The organism is Nocardia sp. TBRC8007, from assembly GCF_056629435.1.
In genome coordinates this window covers 12,181-32,927 of sequence record NZ_JBWSOR010000032.1, presented here as the reverse complement: position 1 = coordinate 32,927, position 20,747 = coordinate 12,181, and the positions used below count along the sequence as shown (strand labels likewise).

Below are 20,747 nucleotides of genomic sequence, written 5' to 3'. Positions count from 1 at the left end.
TAGTCCAGTGACCGGAACCGGCGCTCAAATCGTGATCCCGAAGACGCCGGTGGTACTGGGGGAAATCCAGACGCTGAACCAGCTGCGGCGAGCGGATATGCGGATTCCGCAGGCATCGGCAGAGCTGCCCAAGTGCCGACCCCGGACCCCGAGGCCTTTTGTAGACAGGATGACTGCTTCGACGCTGTGAATTAGAGGAAGATTCGCAAGCTCGCTGCGGCACAGCTTGCCCCGGAGAGCGGCAGAGGGGATCAGGTGTCGTCGGCCACGTTCGTGGACGATCAGCAAGGACCCGTACTTCGTCCCAAGATAACCCGCATCGTCGGTCTCTACACGCAGCCACCGGCCGGGACATGGTAATTCTGGCTCTACCGAGTTAGTGGGGGCGGGTCTGGCGCTGGGCGGTGACCTGCCGTGATTGGCGGGTACAGGCCCACCGTACGCGGCGGTGTTGGTTCTGTGGTGTGCTGAACCCGAACGCGATGCGGCCGACGTGTTTGACGATCCGGTTCAGGCCTTCGCTGCGGGCATTGGACAGCCCGGTGCGGATAGCCAGGATCAGTGGTTCCTGCCAGTGGGAGATTGTTTCGGCGAGCGCGCGTATCTCGGGGACGATGCAGTCGGCGCAGAACAGGTACAGGGCATCACGGATCTCGTGGGATAGTCCGCCACGGCTGGTGCAAGCCAGCACATCTCGCAGCAGTTCCTTCGCGATCCACGCCGCGGCTATGTCGCCGTTGGGGTCCGCGCTGGTCAATCGCTCGAACAGATTCGAGCGTTGCTCGTCGGTGAGTCGCTCGGCACCCCTCAACAGCCGACGGCGGTTGATCCACTCAGGGTCGGACGTGCGGCCTCGGCGGCCGCGACAGACCGCAGTGGTGCGTTGACGCACGGTGTCGACCATGTCGTTGGCTTTCTTCACGACATGGAAGAAGTCCACGATCAGCCGTGCCTGGGGTAGTGCTTCTCGGGCGGCCTTGGCGTAGGTCACAGACATGTCGCTCGGCACGTACTCGATCCCGTTGCGCCACAACTCGCCCCGCTCGCCCAACCAGTCGATGACGGTCTGCGCGGTGCGGCCGTTGACCTGGCCCAACAGCCCGCCCCTACCGGCGATGTCGACCAGGCCGGTGTCCCAGCGATCCACCCAGCGGCGTGTCCCGGTTTCGGGGCAGGCCCCTCCCACGTGGTCTTCCCTCGACGGGTCGCATCGATCCCCAGCACCCTCACCGGTGCGGTTTCGGCAGCCAGGACCGGGTCCGCGACAGCGATCACCGCGTCGTGGCAGGTGTTCCAGGTGCAGCCGTACGCCGCGGCCGCGGCCTTGACCGAACGATCGTCGTCCAGCACTGCCAACGCTATCTCCGTCTTGTACCGTACTGTGACCCGCGCCCTCGGCGGGACCTGCGGCACCGACTCGGTGAAACACTTCCGTCCACACATACTGTTGCGGCACAACCACTTACGCTTCCACCACACCAGCAGCGGCGCATCCTGACCGATCCTGATATCGCGGGGTCTGGTCAATACCCACCCCTTCGACCGGCCCGACCGCACCCCACAGCCGGGACACAACCCGACCAGATCCGGGTCCGTGGACAGATACACAGTCCGAACTCGGTCGCCATCGACATGCACGTACTCCACAACGACACCGTCGAGTCCGAACAACGCCGAACCACTACTCTGGGGTATGCTCGCGCCTTTGCTTGTACCGGATGCGTAAGGAACACCCAGTTCACAAGGGCGCGAGCCCCCAATCAGTCACCGACACGATCCGAATCGGCGACACCAGACCCCCATCAAGTCGGTAGAGCCGGTTCAGGTGGCGTCGGTCGCATCCGTGACGGCCAGGCCACCTGCCAAGCCACCACCGTCTTCAACGCCCGTGCACGACCATGGACCTGAGACAAGCCAGCCCCGAAGCCAAGGCCCCTACGCCGATGCCTTATCCAACACCTTCGAGGAACTCGGCACTAGGCGGCTTCCGGAGCCCCTGCGGGGCTGCCGAGCAGCTCCTCCCGGAGGGCCCGGTGCATCGGGCACCGATGCACCGGGCCGGGAGTAATGAATGCGGGATCCAATCGCTGCGCGAAGCTGAGATTGTCACAGCGCCAGCAATCGATGCATACCAGCTCGTCCATGTCGTTCTCCTCGAGTCCTCGCGGGCGAAAGTCCTCTATGGCTTGAATTCCCCTTCGGCATACCGAACCGAACATTCGTATCCATCCGCTCACCATGAAGCTGCTGGATCGTTACATAGCAACCTCCGGACTTGCCGGCGCAACGGTCCAGCAGGAGAACCCACAGTCTGAACAGCGCGGCTTGCCTGAGGAATCGGCCGCGGCTACTGTCGCTCGCGCCGAGCAGTCGATCGGACAGGAAGTTTCACTGCCCGCGCAGCCGGACTTCTACCTCCGCAGGCATTCCCGGTCACAGTTCGAACTTGCCCAGAGCGAGGTGGGACGGCTGAAAGCTCGGCATCACATTTTCTTGCTCATCTGGTAACCAGACAGACCGGGTCGTGTTAGCCTCAGCGACGCGTCGGACGATTCGGTCGCCTCGATCGGGTTCTCGCTGAACGGCTTCCCGTCAGGGTATGTCGAAGTTACCTCAGCTGTAACAGGATCGAGTCGTCGGTTACATCGCTGTGAGCTCAGCCGGAGGATTCGCAATGGCAACAGTCGACAACTGGGTAGACAAGCATGTCATCGTGACCGGCGGCTCAGAGGGGATCGGCGCTGCGGTGGCAGAGGCCTTTATACGACGCGGGGCACAGGTCTCCCTCATCGCACGGCGGAAAGTCCCACTGCACGACACCGCGGAACGACTCGGTGCGGACTGGGCCCTCGCAGATGTGACGATTCCTGCCCAACTTGCCTCCGCCATCGCGGAACTGGAGCAGCGGAACGGACCGTGCGAGGTCATCGCCTGTTGCGCTGGACTCGCCCTGCCCGGCCGTTTTCTCGAGATGGACGTCGGTGATCACGAAGTACAGATGTCCACGAATCATCTCGGCGCCGTGTACGCGGTACGCCAGGTATTGCCCGGCATGGTCGAGCGATCGCGTGGGAAGATCCTTCTCGTCAGCTCCACCGCAGGGTTGCTCGGCGTCGTCGGCTACAGCAGCTATGGACCGACCAAGTCGAGTATCCGGCAACTGGCGCTGTGTCTGCGATATGAAGTCGAGCCGAAGGGCGTGGATGTCGCGGTGCTCTATCCCTCGGACACCGATACGCCTGGACTGGAGCTGGAGAACCGGCGGAAGCCGGTGGAGACCGCGGCTATCACCGGATCGATCGCGCCGACATCGGCAGCGCGAGTCGGCGAGGCCACCGTACGTGGTCTGGAGCGGGGCCATCACCACATCACCGTCGATCTACTGACCCGATTCCTGCTGGCTTGGGCGAATCTACCCGAGAATCTGATGCGGCCGTTCATGCGTCGTATGATTGCGAAAGCCCTGCGCGCACGCTGAGTTCTTGTGTGTCCGAGGTGTCCTTTCAGCATCGGTAGCATGTCGTCGTCTCCGGTGGCCGGGTGGTGGTTTGTCATGTGTCTATGGTGTGTAGCGGGGTTCGGGTGTGGGTGTCGGGCATGGCGGCGACTCCGGCCAGGCTCAGGATGGTCAGGGTGGTGAGCATCCATCCGATCGCTTGGCTGCCGTATGCGGTCAGGAGGGGTCCGGCGAGCAGGGGTGGGATCCCGCCACCGAGGATCCCGGCGATATTGAACGCGATCCCGGTGCCGGTGTACCGGTAGCGGGTGGGGAAGGCTTCGGGCAGCAGCGCGGCGACCGGGCCGTAGGCGGCGCCGGCGATGGCGAAGGTACCGGTGATCGCGGCGGTGAACCAGACCGGTGATCCGGTGTCGATCATCGGCAACACCACCAACGACCACGGCACCCCGACACCGAAGGCGACCAGCATCGTCCGCCGCCGCCCCTGCCGGTCGCAGAGTCCGGCGGAGAGGGCGACGGTGACCATCATCGTCAACCCCCCGACCACCCCGGCAGTCAGGATCAACGACCGCGACAACCCGACATGAGTACTGGCGTAACCAGTCAAATACACGGTGGCCATGAACACGAACGCGAAAATCCCGACCACCGAGGCCGCAGCGGCGAGGATCCGACGCCACTGCTCCCGCACGACCGCCGTCAACGGGGCACGTACCACGCTGCGGGACTGTCGATGCTTCCGGAAGACCGGAGTCTCCTCGACCCCCAACCGCACCCACACAGCCACCCCGATCAACACCGCACTGACCAGGAACGGCACCCGCCACCCCCAAGACAAGAACACCGAGCTATGCTCCCCCACAGTAAGATTCACGATCAAGAACACCAAACTCGCCATAGCCATGCTCAGGGCGGGCCCCAGCTGCACCGCCATACCCCATTTCCCCCGTTCTCCGGGTGGGGCATGTTCGGCCGACAGCAAAGCGGCCCCCGGCCATTCTCCGCCCGCGGAGAGGCCTTGGAGCAGTCGTAGTCCGAGGATGATGATCGGCGCGGCTACTCCGATGGAGGCTGCTGAGGGGACGCATCCGACCGCGACTGTGGCTGTTCCCATGGTCAGCAGGGTGGCGACGAGGGCTTTCTGGCGGCCGAAGCGGTCGCCGAAGTGTCCGAACACTATCGCGCCGAGTGGGCGGGCGATGAAAGCGGCGGCGAAGGTAGCGAACGATGCCAGTGTCGCCGCCGCCGGGCTCAGGTCGGGGAAGAATACCGTCGGAAAGACCAGCGCCGCAGCGGTCCCGTAGATGTTGAAGTCGTAGAATTCGATCACCGAGCCCACGAACCCGGCGAACGCGACTTTCCGCATCGAAGTCGTGGCAGGCTGTTGCGCTGCCGGGGCGAGGTCGACATGCGACACGAAGTGTCCTCTCTCAATAAAGCTCAACTAGTAGCGTGAAGGCCACGCGCAAGGGAAGCGCGCCGATAGCGACTATCGGAAACACCGGCGATACCGAACCCGCACACGTGCCATCGAACGAACGATCAGTCAGTTGAAACGATCATTCGTATGAGGCGAATGAAAATACGACGCGGTTCTCTACGGCTATTCTCTCGATCTCGATCCGTAGCCCGGTGTGCTCCATGCGTCCAGATGTTCTACAGACCCGTTTCACCAGTGCGTAGTGCTGGTTTCGGCGCTGTACGTGGCTGTATCACCGGTTTACCTTGTCCTTCAGGGAGGTCGAGTCACTGATGCTCGAACGTGGGGGTCGGAGTGTCGTACGAGACGATTCGCTGGCCGGTAACGGTTGTACTCTTCTCGTCATTCGTCGGCAAGGAGGCGCACTCCGGTCGGTGAGCGAAACACCTTCATCTCGGTGCCATTGGCTATCCGAATGTGTTCAGGACTGCGCCCGGTAGCGGTGATTGAGAGGCAGCTGGTTTTACACTCTGCGCATCAGCAGATGGCCACGACGGTAGCGTTCTTGTTCACCGGGTTCGCGCAGCATCCGGCCCACTTCGACGAACCCGGCTCGACAGGCGAGATCGGCAAGCTTGCCGATCGGCCAGCGGAAGGCTGTCGTCACCTTGTGATCGAACGGCGCTGTCGGACCACCCTCGGACTCGAAGAAGGCGATCAGAAGATGACCGCCGGGGGCCAGCACTCGACGGAACTCGGCGAAATACGACGGTAGGACTTCCGCCGGGGTGTGTATGACCGAATACCAGGATACGATGCCGTTCAGTGCGTCATCGGCGATGTCCAGATCCTCCATCGAGCCCACTTCGAAGCGCAGGTCGGGATAAGCCTGCCTGGCCAGATCGATCATCTTCGGCGAAAGGTCCACACCGAAGACTTCCAACCCCAGATCCCGCAGATATGCCGCTACATAGCCGGGGCCACACCCCAACTCGGCCACGCGGCCGGAGCCGGCCGCGTGCACATACTCGGCGAATGCGGTGAGCACACCGCGGTCCAACGGAAGTCCGGCCAGCCCGTCTCGAACGAAGTCGGCATAACGAACCGCTATGGAGTCGTATGCCTTCGCGACGGTACTCAGGTGGGACGGGGGCCCGGCCATAGCCCTGAATTCATGGATGAGAATCGCGCGGCATCCGGCCCGCAAGAAACGAACATTCGTTCCTGGTCCCTATCGTTTGAGGATTCGGCGCAGTCGACTGCCGCTCCCGGCGTGGCCTTGGCACCATTCATCATCGGGGACAAGCGCTTTGACCTGCGCGATATGCTGGCCGCAGCCGGACCAGGTGGTCTTTCCGCAGGACTTGCAGCGGACGGGTCGACACATGAGCTATTCCCTTCCCGTAGGCGGTCAGACCGAGGTTTCGCCGTTCTCGATGGCAGCGGCGAATTCGCAGAAGGAATCATAGGCGCGGGCTCCGTAGATAGTGGCAGGACCGCCATGCATGAGGAAGGTGACGCCGATGGCTTCAGCGGCCTCCTGCCGGGTGGCTCCGGCGCGAGCGGCGGCTTGTCCGTGCGAGGCGATGCAGCCGTCGCAACCCTCGACCACCCCGATGGCCAGTGCGATCAGCTCCTTGGTCTTACGGTCGAGTGCGCCTGGTGTGAAGGCTGCCTTGCTGAGCTCGCCGAAGCCCTTATAAACGTCGGGGATGGCGCGACGGAGTTCGCGGTGCATCGGTACGAGTTCGCGGAGCACCTGTTTGCCGTAGCCAGTGGTGTGCAGGTGCTCGGTGGGTGATGACTGCTCGGTGGGTGATGACATCGAGTATTCCTTCCATCTCCGCTGCGAGCGGTAGGGAACAGGTGATCGAGTGCGGTGGCGTCGACCGACTCGCATCCCCCCAGGGGGAATCCGGCGACAGTACCATCCCCCAGGGGGGATATACAATCGTTGTGTAGAACGCACGATCGACGCGGCCACCGACTACGGCCGGTGAGGTAGAGGAGAAGAGGATGCGGCTGGAACCTGAGAATGTAAAGGCAGTGACCATGCGGATGAAGCGGGCACATGGGCACCTCGCCACTGTCATCCGCATGATGGAGGAGGGTTCGGAGTGTGAGGACGTGCTCACTCAACTCGCCGCGGTCAACAAGGCGCTCAGCCGCAGCGGTTACGCACTTGTGGCCACCGGTCTCCAACACTGTCTCAGCAATGGTGGCCTGGACAGTGTCGATACGAAGAAGATGGAGAAACTGTTCCTCGCTCTGGCCTGATATCGGTGGCAACCTTTGTCGTGGATGATGGGGAGGTGAAGGGCGCGCGGGGGCCGAGGTAAAGCGCCATGGCGATGTGCATGCTCAACTCCATAGGGTCACATGCACTTTCGGACGAAATCGGGTGACACCCACACCGGATCCGTGGATCATCGCCTGGATACATCGCGGGGTGGTGATGAACTGCAGCAGCTCTGCCACCGCAGGTTGGCGGGTTTCGGGTGGCAAGGTGCTCGCACACCACTCGGCGGCTATTCGAAGGCCTGGTCCTTTGAGATGGATCAAGCGACCGGCCGCGAGATCGGAGGCAACGGCGAAACCGATTGTCAGGGTGATGCCTCCGCCCCGGCGGACCTCTTCGAGGGCGGCGGCGTCGCTTTGGAAAATCCGCTGCTGCGCCTCAGGAATGGCCAGCTCGCGCAGCATTGCCGCGATGTGCCCGTCGACACTTCCCGCGCTGGGACCAAGCATCCACTGCTGTTCGCGGAGCAAGGCCGGATGCGCCGCGACGCTCGCCAGCGGGCTGTCCGGGCGCGCGACCGAAATGATCTGATACTTCAGGAATGGCCGGGTGATGATGATCGTGTCGGTGTTGTCCAGCCCAGGCCCCAGCGCGATGTCCACCGCACGGCTTTCCAGCAGACTGAGGAACTGGCTGGTGGGGTGCACACTCAGCTCGACCGACAGATCCCGCGCCCGCGCCGCGAACAGATCGATGAGGCCGGGTGCGGCATGTTCGGCGAACGCACTCGAGGCCGCGATGTGCAGCAACCGCCTGCCGTGCGCTGCCGCGCTCACCTCGAGGGCAGTCTGCCGCTGCAGCCCGAGAATCTCGATCGCCCGGCCTGCCAGGCGCAGGCCGCCCGGTGTGAAAGCCAAACCCGCCGCTGCGCGAGTGAACAGGGGGTCATCGAGCTCTTTGCGCAGCTGGGCGATGTGCGTCGAGACACCGGCGTCGGATATCCCGAGTTCTCTGGCCGCCGCGCGGACCGAACCGAGCCGCACGACAGTCGAATAGGCCCGAAGCTGGGCGGGCGTCACATTCGGAGTCTACTTTGGAAGTAGACGCGGCGCCTGCCATTGCGCTGTGCCGGGAGGACGCATCATGCGGGATGTGCTCACGGATCTGATGACAACGTGGAATGCTGGAGGAACCGCAGGGGTCGCGACGGTGGTGCGGGCTTTCCGTTCGGCGCCGCGACCGCCGGGCGCGGCCATGGTTGTGGCCCCGGATGGGACGGTCGGTGGTTCGGTTTCCGGCGGCTGTGTCGAGGGGTCGGTCTACGAGCTCGCTGTCGATGTCGTTCGGACCGGTCTTCCGGTGCTACAACGGTACGGCTTCTCCGACGACGACGCTTTCGCGGTCGGTCTTACCTGCGGCGGCGTCATCGATGTCTTCGTCGAAAGGATCTCGCGGGAGAGTTTCCCGGAGCTCGGTGAGGTCGCCGCGGACATCGCCGCCGACCGGCCGGTCGCGATCGCGACCGTCATCGAACATCCCGAGGCCGATCAAGTGGGGCGAAAGCTGTTGATTCGGCCGAGTGCGGCGCACGGCACTCTGGGATCGGCGCGCGCCGACGACGCGGTGATCGACGATACTCGCGGGCTGCTCGCGGCGGGCCGCAGCGAGGTGCTGTCCTATGGTCCGGACGGACAGCGTCGTGGTGTGGGGATGGCGGTCTTCGTCGCCAGCTATGCCCGACAGCCGCGCATGCTGGTGTTCGGGGCGATCGATTTCGCCGCCGCCCTCGCCCAGCAGGGATCTTTCCTGGGCTATCGGGTGACCGTGTGCGACGCACGGCCACTTTTCGCTACTCCCGCTCGATTCCCGACCGCCGACGAGGTCGTCGTCGACTGGCCACATCGCTACCTGGCCGCACAGATCGCGGCAGGCTCGGTCGATATCAGAACGGTCCTCTGCGTGCTGACCCACGATCCGAAATTCGATGTTCCGCTGCTGGAGATGGCCCTGCGCGCACCGGAAATCGGCTATGTCGGCGCCATGGGGTCACGTCGGACGCACGACCAGCGCCTGTCCCACCTGAGGCAGGCCGGCCTCACCGAGAAACAACTCGCTCGACTTGCCAGTCCGATCGGACTGGATCTTGGTGGGCGGACACCAGAGGAGACAGCGGTGTCGATCGCGGCCGAGATCATCGCGCGCCGCTGGGGCGGACATGGCCGTCCACTGACACAAACCGGTGGCCGGATTCACCATGAACAGGTCGCGAACAGCAGATTAAGTGATTCCTTAACTCGGTCTTGACACCGATATGGGTCAGCTCGAAGCTGAGCTTCCGACCACTGATATGAGGTGGATCACATGCAAGTTCCCGCGCCTTTCGAATACGAACGCGCCACAGGTGTAGATCACGCCATCGAATTACTGGACCGGTTGGGGGAGGAAGCGCGCCTCATCGCGGGCGGACACAGTCTGCTGCCGATGATGAAGTTGCGTCTGGCCGATCCGGAGTATCTCATCGACATCAACGACCTGGCCACCGAGCTGGGGTATATCGTCACCGATCCGACTCTGGTGCGTATCGGCGCGATGGTCCGGCATCGGCATGTGCTCGAATCCGACGAGCTGGCCGCGGTGTGCCCGATCTTCCGGGATGCCGAGCGCGTGATCGCCGATCCGATCGTACGCAACCGTGGCACGATCGGTGGTTCGCTGTGCCAGGCCGATCCCGCCGAAGATCTCACCACGGTGTGCCTGGCGCTCGGCGCCACCTGCCTGGTGCGTGGACCGTCCGGCGACCGGGAGATCGCGATGGACCAGTTCCTGCTCGGGCCATACGAAACCGCTTTGTCGCACAACGAGCTGCTACTCGAGATCCGGATTCCGGTACGGCATCGCACATCGAGTGCCTACGTGAAGGTGGAGCGCCGGGTCGGCGACTGGGCGATCGCGGCGGCGGGCGCGACGGTGACACTGCGCGATGGGACGATAGCGGCCGCACGGATCGGTCTGACCGCAGTGAATCCCGAGCCCACTGCGCTCATTTCCGCAGTGGACGTGCTCATCGATGCGCCGCCCACCGAAGCGGCCTTCGCGGAGGCGGGACGCCGGGCGAGCGCGGCATGCGCACCCGACTCCGATGCGCGCGGCAGCGTGGACTACAAGCGCCATCTCGCGTCCGAACTGACGATTCGCGCACTGCGTACCTCGGTCGAGCGGATCTCGAACGATGCGGATCCCGCGAATATCACGAACATCGAATAATCCGGCGCTGAAGGGAGAAAAGCCATGAAGGTGACCATGACCGTCAACGGCGCGCCGGTGGCCGCAGAGGTCGAGCCTCGTACCCTGCTCGTGCACTTTTTGCGAGAACATTTGCGACTCACCGGAACCCACTGGGGCTGCGACACCAGCAACTGTGGCGCCTGCGTGGTGGAGCTCGACGGTACACCGGTGAAATCGTGCACGGTGCTGGCCGCCATGGCCGACGGGCACGCGGTGCGCACCGTCGAAGGGCTGGAGGTGGATGGCCACCTCGATCCCGTTCAGGAGGGCTTCATGCAATGCCACGGGCTGCAGTGTGGATTCTGCACGCCCGGAATGATGATCACCGCCCGCGCGCTGCTCGACCGCGACCCGAATCCGGATGAGCAGACCATCCGGGAAGCGATCTCCGGACAGATCTGCCGATGCACCGGATATACCACGATCGTGCGGTCGATCCAGTGGGCGGCAGCGCGGCAGCGCGGCGAAGCAGTGCGGCCCGAACCCGCTACCCCGGCACCAGTGGGGAGCACATCATGACCGCCGTCGAATCCCAGCCCGAAGATCGTGTCGATAACGATCACAAGCCATGTGGTCACGGCCGGATGCTCCGCAAGGAGGACCCCCGGTTCATTCGTGGACATGGCACGTACATCGACGATGTGTCGTTGCCAGGCATGTTGCATATGGCGATCTTGCGCTCTCCGTTCGCGCATGCGCGGATCGTACGCACCGATACCTCCGCAGCGCAGGCGCATCCGAAGGTCGCGGCGGTTGTCACAGGCGCGGACCTGGCCACGAAAGGGCTGGCCTGGATGCCGACGCTCTCCAACGATGTGCAGGCAGTACTGGCAACGGACAAAGTGCGATTCCAAGGTCAGGAAGTTGCCTTCGTCGTCGCCGAAGATCGCTACAGTGCGCGTGATGCGCTCGAGCTCATCGATGTCGAGTACGAGATGCTCGATCCGGTGATCGACGCCAGGACCGCGCTGGCGCCGGAGGCGCCGGTGATCCGCGATGACCTGGAGGGCAAGCGCGACAACCACTGCTTCGACTGGGAGGCCGGCGATGCCGCCGCGACCGAGGCGGTGTTTGCCCGAGCCGACGTCGTCGTGGAACAACAGATTGTCTATCCGCGCGTACATCCCGCTCCGATGGAGACCTGCGGGGCGGTCGCGGATCTCGATCCGGTGACCGGAAAGCTCACGCTGTGGTCGACAAGCCAGGCGCCACATGCCCACCGCACGCTTTACGCTTTGGTGGCAGGACTGCCCGAGCACAAGATCCGGGTGATTTCCCCCGATATCGGCGGCGGGTTCGGCAACAAGGTGCCCATCTATCCAGGTTATGTCTGCGCCATTGTCGGATCACTTTTGCTGGGTAAGCCGGTGAAATGGGTGGAGGATCGCACCGAAAATCTCACCAGCACCGGGTTCGCCCGCGACTACATCATGCGTGGCGAGATCGCCGCCACCGCTGACGGCAAGATCCTGGCCATCCGGTCGAAAGTACTCGCCGATCACGGCGCCTTCAACGGCACGGCTGCCCCGCTGAAGTATCCGGCCGGTTTCTTCGGTGTCTTCACCGGTAGCTATGACATCGAAGCCGCCTACTGCGCGATGACCGCGGTCTACACGAACAAGGCCCCCGGAGGGGTCGCCTATGCCTGTTCGTTCCGAATCACCGAGGCCGTCTATTTCGTCGAGCGGTTGGTCGATTGCCTGGCCTACCGACTGGAGATCGACCCGGCCGAGCTGAGATTGCGCAACCTCCTTCGTCCCGAACAGTTCCCCTACACCAGCAAAACCGGCTGGGTCTACGATTCCGGTGACTACGAGAAGACCATGCGGCTGGCGATGGACATGATCAGCTACCGCGCCTTGCGACAAGAACAGCAGGACAAACGCGCCCGCGGCGAATTGATGGGTATCGGCATGTCCTTCTTCACCGAGGCTGTGGGCGCAGGCCCACGCAAGGACATGGACATTCTCGGACTCGGGATGGCCGACGGGTGCGAGCTGCGCGTGCATCCGACCGGTAAAGCCGTCGTGCGCCTTTCAGTGCAGACCCAAGGTCAGGGGCATGAGACGACATTCGCCCAGATCGTCGCCGAGGAACTCGGCATCCCACCGGACGATATCGATGTGGTGCACGGAGATACCGATCAGACCCCGTTCGGACTTGGCACCTACGGCAGCCGGTCGACACCGGTCTCCGGCGCCGCTGCCGCGCTAGTGGCGCGGAAGGTGCGCGACAAGGCGCGGATCATCGCTTCCGGCATGCTCGAGGTCTCTGTCGCCGATCTCGAATGGAAGAAAGGCATATTCCACGTCAAGGGCGATCCGTCCGCGGCCGTGACCATTCAGCAGATCGCGATGCGCGCACATGGCGCAGGCGACCTGCCCGAGGGCATCGAAGGCGGACTCGACGCACAGATCTGCTACAACCCGGAGAACCTCACCTATCCGTATGGCGCGTACTTCTGCGTCGTCGATATCGACCCGGGGACGGCTGTGGTGAAGGTCCGGCGCTTCCTCGCGGTCGACGACTGTGGCACTCGGATCAATCCGATGATCATCGAAGGACAGGTGCACGGCGGCATCACCGACGGCATCGGCATGGCGTTGATGCAGATCATCGCCTTCGACGAGGACGGCAACTGTCTCAGCGGCTCCCTGATGGACTACCTCATCCCCACCGCACTCGAGGTTCCACATCTCGAGACCGGGCATACGGTCACTCCATCACCGCACCATCCGATCGGTGCAAAAGGTATCGGCGAATCGGCTACGGTCGGGTCGCCCGCTGCGGTGGTGAACGCGGTGGTGGATGCCTTGGCGCCGTTCGGGGTCCGGCACGTCGATATGCCGCTGACACCGTCACGAGTATGGGAAGCGATGCTAGGTCGGGCCACACCGCCCATCTGAGCAGGTACGAGCCAGGGGAGCACCGATGAAGATGACCGAGCGGGCGCGGCAACTGGTGCGCACCCGGACTTCTTTCGTACACGCGACCGTTGTGCGTGCGCAACAGCCGACCTCAGCGCATGCCGGGGACGAGGCGATCCTGTTGCAGGATGGGACGATCGAAGGGTTCGTCGGTGGCCAATGCGCCCAGAACTCGGTCCGTAAGGCGGCATTGGGCGCCCTACAGTCGAACGAGAGTGTGCTGCTGCGCGTGCTACCCGACGGAGATCTGCAGTTTCCGGAAGCGCCAGGCGCGGCGGTGGTAGTAAACCCCTGTCTGTCCAGCGGAGCACTGGAGATCTTCCTCGAGCCGCAGATCCCACCGCCACTGGTGTATATCTGTGGCGCGACTCCTATCGCGGATGCCCTGGCCGAGGCGTGCGAATTGGTCGGCTTCGGCGTGCGACGCAGTGCTGTCGGTGCCGTGCCGCTGGATTCGCCGTCCGATACGACGGCGATGGTGATCGCCAGCCACGGTGGCCCGGAAGCCGAAACCATTCGCGCCGCACTCGACGCCGGTGTGGGATACATCGGCTTGGTGGCCAGTAGGATTCGAGGCGCGTCGATTCTCGACACCCTCGAGTTGACCAGCGCGGAGCGGGCATGCGTGCACACCCCGGCGGGGTTGTCGATAGGGGCCAAGACCTCTGCGGAAATCGCTGTATCGATTGTCGCGCAAGTGATTCAGGCGATCCGACAGGAAAGCTTGGTTGTCGTGACGAAGGAGAGCTCATGACAAGTGCTTTCCGTACCGGAGTCGTGTTCGCCGCAGGGAGCTCACGGCGGCTGGGAGTTCCGAAACAGATTCTGCCGTATCGAAATACCACGATTCTCGGTGCTACGCTCGACGTGGTGCGCTCCTGCGCTTTCGATCAGCTCATCGTCACTCTCGGCGACGCGGCGGCGGTAGTTCGCCGGAAGGTCGATCTCACCGGACTGCGGGTAGTCATGGCCGACGACTTCGATTCAGGTTGTTCGTCTTCGGTGCGTTCGGCTCTACGTGCGGTTGATCCCCGAGCCGCGGGAATCGTGCTGATGCTCGGCGACCAACCCGACCTGTCGGCGGTGACCGTGGACCGGCTGCTCACCGAAGGAACGTCCGCTGCGATCACGACCTGCCGTTACCGCGACGGTGTCGGACATCCGTTCTGGTTGAGCCGTGATGTATTCGATGAACTGGCCGGGCTACAAGGCGACAAAGCAGTGTGGAAGATCATCGACTCCGGCCGATTCGCGGTGTTGCGGCTCGACGTCGATACACCGGCGCCTCTGGATGTGGACACCTGGGACGACTACGCGCGCCTGCGCGCCGCGACGTCGCCATGAGATCGCCGTTCGACAATATCGAGGACGTCGTGCGGCGCTTCGACGCCGAGGATTACCTACTCGATACCGGCTCCGCCACCGCCTTCTATCTGGCAAGCGTCCTGGGGCGGCCGCTGCTGCTGGAAGGTGAACCCGGAGTAGGCAAGACGACAGCGGCGAAGACACTGGCCACTGTGCTCGACGCACCACTGATCCGCCTGCAATGCTACGAGGGCCTCACCGTGAGCGAAGCGTTGTACGACTGGAATTATCAGCGCCAGCTGCTCAGCATCCGACTCGCCGAGGCACGCGGAGCCGACCTCACCGAAGCCGACCTGTTCACCGAGGCTTTCTTGGTAGACCGTCCGATTCTGCGCTGTGTGCGCCATCGCGGTCCGACGCCTCCGGTGCTGTTGATCGACGAAATCGACCGTGCTGATGATGAATTCGAAGCACTGCTGTTGGAATTCCTGGGTGAGGCCGCAGTGACCGTTCCCGAACTCGGGACCTTTGTCGCCGAACATCCGCCGATCGCGGTGCTGACCTCCAATCGCAGCCGCGATCTGCACGACGCGCTGCGGCGGCGCTGCCTTTACCACTGGATCGACTACCCGGAGCAGGCTCGCGCGGTGGCGATCGTGCGGCGCACCGTGTCTGGGGCGACCGACGCGTTGATCGAACATGCCACCCGTTTCGTCGCCCGCGCCCGCGATCTGGATCTCGACAAACCGCCCGGCGTCGCCGAAACCATCGACTGGATCGCCGCGCTGGTGGCGCTCGGTGTCGCCGATCTCACCGCGCCGGAGGCGGTCACCACGCTGAGCGCACTGGCGAAGACACCCGACGACCGATCCGCTGTGGGCGTGGGGTTCGCCGAATACACCCAAGATCTGGCCACCGGATGAGAGGGATACTCCGATGAAGATCGCCAACGAATTCACTGTCAACGCACCCATCGAGCAGGCATGGGAGGTACTGACCGACCTCGAGCAGGTGGTCCCGCTCATTCCCGGCGCGCAGCTGGTCGGCTGGGCCGGCGACGACTTCCTCGGCAGATTGAAGATAAAGGTCGGACCGGTGACCAGCGAATTCACCGGGAAAGCCAGCTTCGTCGAGCGCGACGAACACGACCATCGCGCCGTTATCAACGGCAGCGGCCGAGATTCTCGCGGATCTGGAAACGCCGCGGCGACCATCACCACACAACTACACGAAGACGGCGACAAGACCCGCGTAACTGTGGACACAGACCTCAAGATCGTCGGTAAGCTCGCCCAATTCGGCAAGGGGATGCTGCAGCAGGTATCCGAGAAATTGATCGGACAATTCGTCACTCGTCTGGAAGCGGAACTCGCGGCAGGCGATTCGGCCGCTATAGAGCCGGTGTCCGGGCCTGTTATCCGCGCGGTAGGGTCACAGCCGGTCGCACACTCCGAGTCCGAGCCACTGGATCTGGTCGATCTCGCTGGGCTCGGGATGATCAAGAAGTATGCGCCTGCGATCGCGTTCGTCCTGGCAGCTGTGCTCGCTGCGGTCGTGGTCCGCAGGCAGATGCGTGGGAAGTGATGGCGCAAGCGGCACTGTTGCGTGGCGTCGATCTGGCCGCATTCGCTGTCACAGCGGTTGCCCGGCTGCGTCGCGGTGGCGTCGCGGTGGCGTCGAGCGGGCCAGCGCTGTTCGTGCGGGCCTTACGCTGTTCGGCACCACGATCGCGCACCGAACTCTATTGGACCATGCGGCTCACACTTGTCGATCGAATGGAGGATCTCGCCGCCTTCGACGCGGTCTTCGCGGCGGTGTTCGCCGATGCGGTAGCTGGCGTGGACCCGCCGAGCCGAACACACGGACTGCCGACCGAACGCACGATGACTGCGGGCACGAACGTTCCGGGGGAGCCGGGGCGAGGAGGTGAAGTCCCCTGGGCGCTACCGCACTCTGTGGCCGGTGCAGCTCGACAGGTCGGTCGGGAAGCGACCCTGCCGGATGTACTGCCGAGCCGGTTGGCGACCCGCACACAAGAACCATTCGCCCGCTTCGATCCGGAGGATCTGCGGGCGGTCGGCAACTGGCTGGAACAAGCGTCGACGCACTGGCCGTTGCGCAACAGCAGACGCCACGAGAACCATCCGCACGGCAAGCGAATCGACTTCCGGGCGACGATGAGCCGCTCCCGCCATACCGGCTGGGAATCTGCGGTGCTGGTCCGCACTCGTCCCAGGCGCCGCCCGCGCCGTCTCGTCATGATCTGCGACGTCAGCCGATCGATGCAGCCCTACACGACGATCTACTTGCACCTGATGCGGGCGGCGATGCGACACCGTCGGCCCGAACATCCTGAAGTATTCGCCTTCTCCACCTCGCTGACCAGGTTGACCTCGTTGCTGGCGCACCAAAACCCGGATATAGCTCTGGCCAGGGCCAACGACAAGGTGGTCGACCGTTACGGCGGCACCCACATCGGCCGATGTCTCGGCACGCTACTGGCTACCCCCTCCGGCAACGCAGTGCGCGGCGCCGTTGTGGTCATCGCATCGGACGGTTGGGACAGCGACACTCCCGATGTCCTGGCCCGGGCGATGGCCCGGATCCGCCGTCGGGCGTGGTACATCATCTGGCTCAATCCCCGTGCGGGCGAGCCCGGATTTCGACCTGTCACCGGTGCGATGGCGGCCGCACTGCCGTTCTGCGACATCATGGTGCCCGCACACACGCTGGCGAGCGTGCACGCTTTCGTCCAAGTGGTCCAGGAGTTCACGGAGTAAAAGCCAAGGCCGGGGTCCTCATACAGCCACCTGGATCGGGAGCATCTCGCTTCTTCACACATCCTTGACGGTGAGGCCGAACGCGGCCGCGAACGCGGGCGCCAGCTCCATCACCTGTCCTGAGGTGACGATCGAGCCCCTCAATGCTTCTACCCCGTCAGCGATGGTGATGCTGCGCGCCCCCCGAAAATCCACCTTCGTCAACCGCGCATGCCGCAGCGACAGCCTCGCGATCTCCGATCCGGGGAAGCTCACCTCACTCAAGTGCGCGTCACCGACATCCATATACCGCACCACACAGTCGACAAACGAAACATTCACCAGCTCGGCGCCACGAAGATTGACCGAGTCCAGCTTGCACCCGTAAAAGACGACTCGACGCAGCTCCGCGCCGACGGCCTCGACACCTGAGAAGGCGCCCTCCAGCACCTCGGTGTCCAACCACACCGTATCGGACAGGTCGGTGCTGGTCAGCCGGACTCCGTGCATCCAGACGGCAGCGAACCGGGCACTCTGCATCATCCCTTTATCGATACGCACCGACCGGAACACACACTCCGTGAAGCGAGCGTTACGAGCATCGGGGTCGGTGAATGCGATCTCGTCGAACTGGGCGCAGTCGTACTCGCCTTCCGCGCCGATAGTCTCGGCGGGCTCCAGATAGGACGCAAACGGAAGATCGGCAAGCTCCCGTGGCATTACAGTCCTCACACGATCGTAGTCGGATATCGAGAATCCTCCGCAATCAAACCTTACACAGGGCGGTGAGACCGATCGCGCCTGAACCACCGCAACCGAGGTCTGCGATTGCCCTTACGTCGAAACCTTGTGGCCATGAAAACCGTCCATCGGCCATGATGACAGGCATGAGCCTGACATCGCACTGGCCTCTGGCCGGACTGCGGATCCGGACACCGCGACTGGAACTGCGGTTGCCCGGCATGGAGGATCTGGGCGCGCTTGCCGGGCTGGCCGCCGCTGGAGTGCATGATCCAGCGGTGCAGCCGTTCACGGCGGAGTGGACGGATGCCGGGCCGGACGAACGTGCGCAGCGGGTGCTGCGATGGCACTGGCGATGCTGGGCTGATTGGCAGGCCGACGCATGGACACTCAACCTCGTCGTGCTCCGAGACGGGGAGGTGGTCGGTACCCAGTCGGTCGGTGCGCAAGACTTCGCAGTCTGCTCCGAGGTGAACTCCGGATCCTGGCTCGGCCGGACCTATCACGGCCAAGGTATCGGAACGGAGATGCGGGCCGCGGTTTTGGAGTTGGCTTTCGCCCGGCTCGGGGCCGATTCGGCGGTATCGAGCGCGTTCGAGGACAACCCGAGCTCGTACAAGGTCTCCCGCAAACTCGGGTACGAGCACGACGGGTTCGAGGTGCACGCGGTACGGGGAAAACCGGCGGTGCTACGGCGGCTGCGGCTGACTCGCGCCGGATGGGAAGCTCATCGGAGCGTGCCGGTGGAAGTGAGCGGGCTGGCGGAGTGCCTGTCGCTCTTCGGGGTCTGAACAGAACAACAATGACGCCGCCGTGCGGTATCACGGTGTCGGCGAAAGGTGTTCCTGCTGAGTAGGTTCGAACTCAGCGAATGCTCGCCGACTGTATGTGAGAAACTCTCGCATTCCAGGACTGTGCGTGCTCTTCCAGATCAGGGCGAGTAATGCGGGCGTCTCGATATCCTCGATGGTGCGGGCGGTGAGCTGGTCGCGGTAGTGCGTAGCCATGGAGTCGCTGAGGATGGCGACGGCAAGCCCGCGGGAGGCGAGGTCTGCGATGGCGTCCGCGGCGCTGGCTTGGAACGCGATCGTGGGATGGAGGTTCTGCGCGGCGCAGGCCTGGTCGAATACCGTGCGCAGACCGGTGCCGGGCGGCATGCACACGATCGGGTGAGCGACCACGTCACGCAAGGTGACTCGCCGCCGTTTCGCCATAGGGTGCCCGGCTGGGACTGCCACGACGAGTCGCTCACTGATGATTGTCAGCGCGTCCAGCCCTTCAGGGGTGGCAGTAGCAGCCCCGATGAGTGCCAGGTCGATGATGCCGGCACGTACCTTCTCGATGAGCCGTTCGGAGTTGTCCTCTACCAGCGAGATCTGCACACCAGGATGCGCCTGGTGGAAGGCGGTCAGGGCATCGAACAGCGGTGTGAGGGTACAGCCGATAACCATCCCGAGGGTGATCCGGCCTCGGATCAGATCGATCACTTCGCCTACTGCCTGGCCGACCGCCTCAACGGCGGCGAGCGCGGCACGGGCGTGTTCGAGCGCGGCGTTCCCCGCGACTGTAAGAGTGACCGCACGCGCCGACCGATCGAACAACTCGGCACCGAGTTCCCTTTCCAACTGGCGGATTTGAGCGCTGACGCCGGATTGGCTGATGTGCACCCGACCGGCTGCCCGGGTGAAGTTCCTCTCTTCGGCGACGGCGACGAAGTATTCCAACTGCCTCAGATCCATAACTACAGATTTTAGTAACTATACGAACTATCTGTTTTACTTCTCAATGATGGACGGCAAGACTGAGCCGTGCTGAAACCGACGACAGGAGGAACCCATGCAGGAGTACGAGAAGGCTATGCGCCCCGAAGACATCACCCGCTTGTTCGTCGAACGATCCAATGCAGGTGATGCGGCCGGGGTCGCCGCACTGTACGAGGAAGAAGCGGTGATGGCCTACCCACCAGGCGAACAGACGGTGGGCCGGGCAGCGATCCGTACGTTATGGGAGAAGGTGCTCGCCGACCGTCCCCACTTCGAGCCGGAACAATCGCTGCCAACGCTGATCAGCGACGGTATCGCCCTCACCTCGACCCCGCCGAAGGACGGAGCCGGTGCCAGAGCGCAGGTCGTCCGGCGCCAACCGGACGGAAGCTGGCTACGTCTGCTCGACCAACCCGAGTTCGTCCCGCCCACTAGCTGACTCCGTGTCAGCGAGTTCGCGAAACCGAAGACTGCCGAGCGTAGCGTCGGGCAGCACAAACGGTCAGCGCTAGCGGATTTCCTGGGTCCTACCGCGACCGCTTTGTCGGGAAGGAGTGTCGGATTCACCGGTGCGTAGGCGAAAGTCGCGAAATCCGTTCGGGTAGGGACGGAAGCAAGCAACTCGATCGACAAAACTGTATCGAGCTACACCCGCGTAGTGAGTGGATTTCCATCCCGATGAACAGGCGATGACACTGCCTGCCACGATAGCAACAGATTAGCTACCGAAATATCTATTGCTGTGCGCTAGCCGCCACATCCGCCCCGCTCGACCGCCGTATCGAGCGGGGCGACGCCGTCGCGCGGCTGGGCGCATGCCCGGAACGCACGAGGCGAGCATGTTTGCG

The 20,747-nt window shown here is 63.6% G+C and carries 21 protein-coding genes and 2 pseudogenes; 15 read left to right on the top strand and 8 right to left on the bottom strand.

All coding sequences use genetic code 11. From position 1 onward, the window contains the following. Positions 1-376: 376 nt before the first annotated feature. Positions 377-1,742, bottom strand: a pseudogene (locus ACX4ZE_RS18820) (ISL3 family transposase). Between the two features lie 234 nt (positions 1,743-1,976). Beyond that, complete coding sequence (locus ACX4ZE_RS18815) at positions 1,977-2,144, bottom strand: hypothetical protein (RefSeq protein ID WP_480274769.1); 168 nt, start codon at positions 2,142-2,144, stop codon at positions 1,977-1,979. A 94-nt stretch (positions 2,145-2,238) separates the two neighbouring features. Here ACX4ZE_RS18815 and ACX4ZE_RS18810 point away from each other — a divergent pair, with 94 nt between their 5' ends. Beyond that, the gene (locus ACX4ZE_RS18810; RefSeq protein ID WP_480274768.1) at positions 2,239-2,508 is read left to right on the top strand and encodes a hypothetical protein; all 270 of its coding nucleotides are present in this window, start codon (positions 2,239-2,241) and stop codon (positions 2,506-2,508) included. A 166-nt stretch (positions 2,509-2,674) separates the two neighbouring features. Next, positions 2,675-3,478, top strand: coding sequence for an SDR family oxidoreductase (locus ACX4ZE_RS18805; RefSeq protein ID WP_480274767.1), 804 nt, complete (start codon positions 2,675-2,677; stop codon positions 3,476-3,478). Positions 3,479-3,551: 73 nt separating this feature from the next. On the opposite strand, the gene ACX4ZE_RS18800 is transcribed toward ACX4ZE_RS18805, so the two are convergent. Beyond that, positions 3,552-4,826: an MFS transporter gene (locus ACX4ZE_RS18800; RefSeq protein WP_480274791.1), complete on the bottom strand. Its 1,275-nt coding sequence runs from the start codon at positions 4,824-4,826 to the stop codon at positions 3,552-3,554. 326 nt (positions 4,827-5,152) lie between these two features. Between ACX4ZE_RS18800 and ACX4ZE_RS18795 the strand changes: the two are divergent. Then, a pseudogene (locus ACX4ZE_RS18795) lies at positions 5,153-5,255 on the top strand (IS6 family transposase); the annotation flags it as partial. 148 nt (positions 5,256-5,403) lie between these two features. On the opposite strand, the gene ACX4ZE_RS18790 reads toward ACX4ZE_RS18795, so the two are convergent. Both ACX4ZE_RS18790 and ACX4ZE_RS18785 read right to left on the bottom strand, forming a co-directional pair. Further along, the gene (locus ACX4ZE_RS18790; RefSeq protein WP_480274766.1) at positions 5,404-6,042 is read right to left on the bottom strand and encodes a class I SAM-dependent methyltransferase; all 639 of its coding nucleotides are present in this window, start codon (positions 6,040-6,042) and stop codon (positions 5,404-5,406) included. Between the two features lie 249 nt (positions 6,043-6,291). Then, positions 6,292-6,618 (bottom strand): carboxymuconolactone decarboxylase family protein, encoded by a 327-nt coding sequence (locus tag ACX4ZE_RS18785; protein WP_480274790.1) that lies wholly within the window; start codon positions 6,616-6,618, stop codon positions 6,292-6,294. A 278-nt stretch (positions 6,619-6,896) separates the two neighbouring features. Between ACX4ZE_RS18785 and ACX4ZE_RS18780 the strand changes: the two genes are divergently transcribed. Beyond that, a complete protein-coding gene (locus ACX4ZE_RS18780) occupies positions 6,897-7,157 on the top strand; it encodes a metal-sensitive transcriptional regulator (protein ID WP_480274765.1) in 261 nt (86 codons plus the stop codon). Between the two features lie 84 nt (positions 7,158-7,241). Here ACX4ZE_RS18780 and ACX4ZE_RS18775 read toward each other — a convergent pair whose 3' ends face one another. Continuing rightward, positions 7,242-8,198: a LysR family transcriptional regulator gene (locus ACX4ZE_RS18775; RefSeq protein ID WP_480274764.1), complete on the bottom strand. Its 957-nt coding sequence runs from the start codon at positions 8,196-8,198 to the stop codon at positions 7,242-7,244. A 64-nt stretch (positions 8,199-8,262) separates the two neighbouring features. On the opposite strand from ACX4ZE_RS18775, the gene ACX4ZE_RS18770 reads away from it, so the two are divergent. The 9 genes from ACX4ZE_RS18770 to ACX4ZE_RS18730 are packed head-to-tail and all read left to right on the top strand — an operon-like array spanning position 8,263 to position 17,416. Beyond that, positions 8,263-9,423, top strand: coding sequence for an XdhC family protein (locus tag ACX4ZE_RS18770; protein WP_480274763.1), 1,161 nt, complete (start codon positions 8,263-8,265; stop codon positions 9,421-9,423). Between the two features lie 57 nt (positions 9,424-9,480). Further along, positions 9,481-10,383: an FAD binding domain-containing protein gene (locus tag ACX4ZE_RS18765; protein ID WP_480274762.1), complete on the top strand. Its 903-nt coding sequence runs from the start codon at positions 9,481-9,483 to the stop codon at positions 10,381-10,383. Positions 10,384-10,407: 24 nt separating this feature from the next. Further along, positions 10,408-10,923 (top strand): (2Fe-2S)-binding protein, encoded by a 516-nt coding sequence (locus ACX4ZE_RS18760; protein WP_480274761.1) that lies wholly within the window; start codon positions 10,408-10,410, stop codon positions 10,921-10,923. Next, positions 10,920-13,310, top strand: coding sequence for an aerobic carbon-monoxide dehydrogenase large subunit (locus ACX4ZE_RS18755; RefSeq protein ID WP_480274760.1), 2,391 nt, complete (start codon positions 10,920-10,922; stop codon positions 13,308-13,310). Before ACX4ZE_RS18760 ends, ACX4ZE_RS18755 begins: the two co-directional genes overlap by 4 nt. Before the next feature lie 25 nt (positions 13,311-13,335). Then, positions 13,336-14,085, top strand: a complete 750-nt coding sequence (locus tag ACX4ZE_RS18750) for an XdhC family protein (protein ID WP_480274759.1) — start codon at positions 13,336-13,338, stop codon at positions 14,083-14,085. Beyond that, positions 14,082-14,675, top strand: a complete 594-nt coding sequence (locus ACX4ZE_RS18745; RefSeq protein ID WP_480274758.1) for a nucleotidyltransferase family protein — start codon at positions 14,082-14,084, stop codon at positions 14,673-14,675. The genes ACX4ZE_RS18750 and ACX4ZE_RS18745 overlap by 4 nt, the downstream gene beginning before the upstream one ends. Further along, a complete protein-coding gene (locus tag ACX4ZE_RS18740; protein ID WP_480274757.1) occupies positions 14,672-15,559 on the top strand; it encodes an AAA family ATPase in 888 nt (295 codons plus the stop codon). Before ACX4ZE_RS18745 ends, ACX4ZE_RS18740 begins: the two co-directional genes overlap by 4 nt. Positions 15,560-15,572: 13 nt before the next feature. Then, positions 15,573-16,220, top strand: coding sequence for an SRPBCC family protein (locus ACX4ZE_RS18735; RefSeq protein ID WP_480274756.1), 648 nt, complete (start codon positions 15,573-15,575; stop codon positions 16,218-16,220). Next, positions 16,220-17,416, top strand: a complete 1,197-nt coding sequence (locus tag ACX4ZE_RS18730) for a vWA domain-containing protein (protein ID WP_480274755.1) — start codon at positions 16,220-16,222, stop codon at positions 17,414-17,416. The genes ACX4ZE_RS18735 and ACX4ZE_RS18730 overlap by 1 nt, the downstream gene beginning before the upstream one ends. A gap of 54 nt (positions 17,417-17,470) precedes the next feature. On the opposite strand, the gene ACX4ZE_RS18725 is transcribed toward ACX4ZE_RS18730, so the two are convergent. Then, a complete protein-coding gene (locus ACX4ZE_RS18725) occupies positions 17,471-18,115 on the bottom strand; it encodes a pentapeptide repeat-containing protein (RefSeq protein ID WP_480274754.1) in 645 nt (214 codons plus the stop codon). 167 nt (positions 18,116-18,282) lie between these two features. On the opposite strand from ACX4ZE_RS18725, the gene ACX4ZE_RS18720 reads away from it, so the two are divergent. Then, complete coding sequence (locus ACX4ZE_RS18720) at positions 18,283-18,927, top strand: GNAT family N-acetyltransferase (protein ID WP_480274753.1); 645 nt, start codon at positions 18,283-18,285, stop codon at positions 18,925-18,927. 30 nt (positions 18,928-18,957) lie between these two features. Here the strand turns inward: ACX4ZE_RS18720 and ACX4ZE_RS18715 are convergent, their stop codons facing one another. After that, complete coding sequence (locus ACX4ZE_RS18715; RefSeq protein WP_480274752.1) at positions 18,958-19,875, bottom strand: LysR family transcriptional regulator; 918 nt, start codon at positions 19,873-19,875, stop codon at positions 18,958-18,960. A 97-nt stretch (positions 19,876-19,972) separates the two neighbouring features. Here ACX4ZE_RS18715 and ACX4ZE_RS18710 point away from each other — a divergent pair, with 97 nt between their 5' ends. After that, the gene (locus ACX4ZE_RS18710; RefSeq protein ID WP_480274751.1) at positions 19,973-20,338 is read left to right on the top strand and encodes a YybH family protein; all 366 of its coding nucleotides are present in this window, start codon (positions 19,973-19,975) and stop codon (positions 20,336-20,338) included. Positions 20,339-20,747 lie beyond the last annotated feature (409 nt).